Annotated in this window: 1 protein-coding gene; it reads left to right on the top strand. The window is 38.9% G+C overall.

Features of this window, described 5'->3' with window-relative positions; translation table 11 throughout:
• Nucleotides 1-4,517: AAA family ATPase (locus Q0L68_RS16835; protein ID WP_296705383.1), on the top strand; the 4,517-nt coding region annotated here is incomplete at both ends.

Genomic DNA, 4,517 nt, shown 5'->3' with positions numbered 1-4,517 from the left:
CAAGTCGTTTAAAGAGAATAGGAATTATATCTTTTATAAAGATTTTGATGTTGAAGCAAACTGTGAAGTAATTTATAAAATTCCCAACGGGACTGATGTCTATGGAGGAGAGTTCGAACGGCTCAAGAATGAGCTAGAAATTAGCGAATTTATTCACTCTCCTAGAATCGTTCGAGCGGTTAGGATAGATCGAGCTGGGGAGCAAATGGTTCTAGTAAGAACCTATATCCATGGTCAGGATTTGCAGGAAAAATCCTCGAGGAAATTTAAAAATTTCTCCCAAGTTATTCGATTAGCCATTCAAGTCGCAGAAGCATTAAAAGATCTTCATGACTCGGGAATATTTCATAAGGACATCAAACCAAGTAATATCATTTACAATGATAAGACTGGTTTAGCTACCCTGATTGATTTGGGAATTAGCCAAAAACTAGGAGCTACCCTTGAACAAGCCTACCAAGAAGAACTCGACGGAACTTTGGACTTTATATCTCCCGAACAAACTGGCCGAGTAAATATAAAGGTTGACTTTCGAACAGATTTTTATTCACTTGGCATCACATATTATTTTTTGGCAAAAGGCAAAGTCCCTTATGAGGCGGAGGATAGTTTGTCTTTGGTTCACCAGCATATCGCTGCCGAAATCCCAATTTTGCACCTTGAGAATGAGGGGATTCCGGTTCTGTTTTCAAGAATTGTGGCAAAACTCATGTCCAAAAATCCTAAAGACCGCTATCAAAGTGCCTCAGGATTACTTTTCGATTTATTTAAATGCGAGGAAATTTTTGGAGTGACTCCTCCCCTAATTGATGAAAGTCACTATAAGCTTGGACAGTTTGATATTAGTTCTGAATTAAAAATTCCTGATAAACTTTATGGTAGGGAAAAAGAGATTCAGACTTTGGAGAAAACTTTTGATGAGCTCCAAAATTTCTCCAAACCATTAATCCTTATAAAAGGAACCTCTGGTACAGGTAAGACTGCATTAGCACTAAAGCTCAAAGAAATAGCCTACATCCGCGGGAGCTATTTCATTGAGGGAAAATTTGACCATTTACAGAAAAGTATACCTTATTCTGCTTTGATCAGTGGTCTGCAGACTCATATCGAGAATCTGCTTTTAGAAGAAAATGAAAGAGTTGAATTTTGGGCTGGCCGTATCCAAAAAGCTTTAGGTAGATCTGGAAAAGTAATTACAGATATTTTGCCAAATCTTGAGCTATTAATTGGAACTCAGGAAGAAGTGCCTGCTTTGAGTGGTACAGAAAGCCAAAATCGCTTCAATAGTACCATCATAAACTTTATCAAATCTCTTGGGACGGTCGAACATCCCACGGCATTTTTGATTGATGATTTGCAGTGGGCTGATTTAGGATCAATAACCATTCTTCAAAATCTACTTCAAGAGGCATCTAACACTGAAATATTAGTCGTGGGCACCTATCGGGACAATGAAGTCCATGAGGCTCATCCCTTATTCATTATGCTTCGCACCTTGGATAATTCTGAACTCAAACCTGTGGAAATTATCCTTGGAGATTTAGATCGGGGATCTGTGAAGGAAATCTGTATCGATTGCTTTGGAAATGATAACCCTGGTGTAGAGGAGATTGCGACTATTATCCATCAAAAAACCAATGGTAACGCATTTTTCACCCTTCAATTATTAAAGGGACTTTATGAGGAAGGTACCATTTCCTTGGATGCGAAAACGAGGCATTGGAAGTGGGACATCCAAAAGATCATCCAATCTAAGTCTTCTGAAAATGTAGCGGATTACATGACGGCCAAATTGTCCAAACTCAGTCATGAGGGATCTACAGTCTTGAAATACGCCTCGTGTTTAGGAAATAACTTTGATAGGACTCTTTTGGAAAACATTATTGATCTGCCTATTGAGATTTGTGATCGCGGATTAGATGAAGTACTCATTCAAGGTCTCCTCATTCGAATATTGGGTTTGAAAGATAAAAGTCAATATTTATTTGTTCATGATAGGATTCAGCAGGCTGCCTACCTCAGTCTTTCAGAGGAGGAGAAAAGCGAAATACACTTAAAATTTGGGCGAAAATTACTTTCCCAAAATCACCAAGAGGAAAAAAGCGAATGGAAATTTGATGTAGTGGACCATCTTAACAATGGTGTAAAATGCATTATCGATGATTCTGAAAAAGAGCTTTTGGTCCAGCTCAATATTCAGGCCTCTCGAATGGCGAAAAATTCGGCAGCCTATGACATCGGACTTAAATATGCTAAGGCCGGATTGGCACTTTTGGTCAAAAATCATTGGCAAAAAGATTATTCCACTTCTTTGGATATACACAATGAAATCGCTGAAAATGCATTTCTAAAAACAGACTTCGAAGAGGCCCACCAATACATTGATGAAATACTCAATCATGTCCAAACTACTTTAGATGCTGAAACAGCCTATAAAATCAGGGTTTTAGCGTATCACGCACAAAACCAACTTCTTAAAAGTATTTATTCTGGCTTAGAATTTTTGGAAAAATTGGGAGTAGATCTACCAAAAAACCCCACAAAACCAACAATCATCCGAGCATTCTTGGAAGCTAGGATGGTTCTTAGAAACGAAACTTACGATTCGCTATACAATAAGCCTTTAATGAGTGATCCGAGTAAGCTGGCAGCTATTCGGATGCTGACTTACCTCAATGGGCCAACCTATGTTGGGCTTCCCAATATGAATCCTATTTTGATTTTTGAGCAAGTAAAACTCTCTGTAAAATACGGAAATACACCAGCTTCCTCAAGTGGTTACGGGGGTTATGGGCTGGTACTTTGTGGACTGACTGGGGAAATGAAAAAGGGTGCAATTTTCGCCAAGCTATCACGAGATATTGTGAACAAATATGACGCCCGAGAAGAATTTCCAAAAGCTCATCTAATTACAAATGTTTTTGTCAGGCATTGGACCATGCCAATATTGGAATCTCAGGAAACGACCAAAGAAATATACATCAAGGGAGTAGAAGTCGGGGATTACGTGTTTGCAGCGTATGGAGCAGAAGTGTATTGCTTTATGCAGTTTTTTGCCAATATGCCACTATCTCAATTTTATGAAGAAGTGGAAACTTTTGATCATGCCGTTAAATATGTGATCAATCAAAAGAATACGGCGCTGGATGTGTCCTCCATCCGACAAATGATGCATCACTTGCAGGATCCAGCCTATCGGTCAGGAAAGATCATGGGTCAATTCTACGACTATGAGCGGACTTTCGAATACCAAAAGAAATCGAGTGCTTTAAATGGCATTTTCAAATCATCTGTTTATCAGATGATGATGTATTATTTCTTCGAAAAATATGAACTCGCCGCAGCAGTTTCAGAGCGAGCTGATCAATACCGAGATGCTGGTATTGCTCTTTTTCATATCGGGGCATTCTATTTTTATCGATCTCTGATCATCATCTCACTTTTGCCAAAACTAAAAGGCATCAAAAAAGCCAAGGCTATAGCGGAATTGGAATTGTGCATTCAGAAAATCAAATGGTACAAGAAATATGCGCCCTTTTCTTATGATAACAAGTACTACTTAATCTTCGCTGAATTCTATCGGCAAAAAGGAAACAAGCAAAAGGCTCGGGACAACTTCGAAAAGTCTATACAAAAGGCCAAAAATAATGGATTGATTCAAGAAGGGGCCTTGGCATGTGAATTATATGCCACTTTTCTAAAGGAGCAAGGCTTGGAGGAAATTCACAGCTATTATGTTTCAAAAGCGATCAGCCTCTACAAGGCCTACGGAGCAAACTCTAAAGTGAGTTTGCTAATGGAAAAATACAAAAATCAATTCCCAACAGGTGGAACTCAAAGTCCAGGTTCGATTTCCACTAAATCAAGTTCTCGTACTTCAGTTAACTTGAATATGTCTACCATTTTCAAAGCCTCACAAGTAATCTCTGGAGAGATAGTGCTTAATGAGCTGTTGAGAAAAATGATGGCTTTGTTATTGGAAAATGCGGGGGCAAATAAGGGTTGGTTTTTAATTAAAGAGAAAGGAGAATGGTGGCTTCGAGCTTCAAATGATCTTTCCAAAGTCGAAGGAAACAGCACCGAGCTAGTCGAACTAGCGAAGCTTCCTAGGGAAGAACATCCTTTTTCGCTCAAAATAGTCCAATATGCCGAGCGAACTAGCAAGCCGGTAGTGCTAAGCGATGCCTCATCGATTGGGAAGTTTGCCCAGAATGAGGAAATAATTCGACTTGGCAGCAAATCTATTTTTTGCACACCTATTATCAATCAAGGCAAAATTCTGGGAACAATCTATCTTGTCAATGACCACATTACGAATGCTTTTACAGAAGAAAGTGTAGAACTTCTCAATTTGCTTTCTTCACAATTATCGATTTCTCTACAAAACGCCATTCTCTATGATAGCCTAGAGTCTCAGGTGAAAGAACGAACCTATGACTTGATGAAGGAGAAGGATCTTTCAGAAAGTCTGCTAAAGAATATCTTACCCTCTAAAGTAGCGGATGAATTAAAGTCTG

It is taken from the genome of Algoriphagus sp. (genome assembly GCF_024642405.1).
Lineage (GTDB): Bacteria > Bacteroidota > Bacteroidia > Cytophagales > Cyclobacteriaceae > Algoriphagus.
This window is presented reverse-complemented; position numbering and strand designations above follow the sequence as displayed.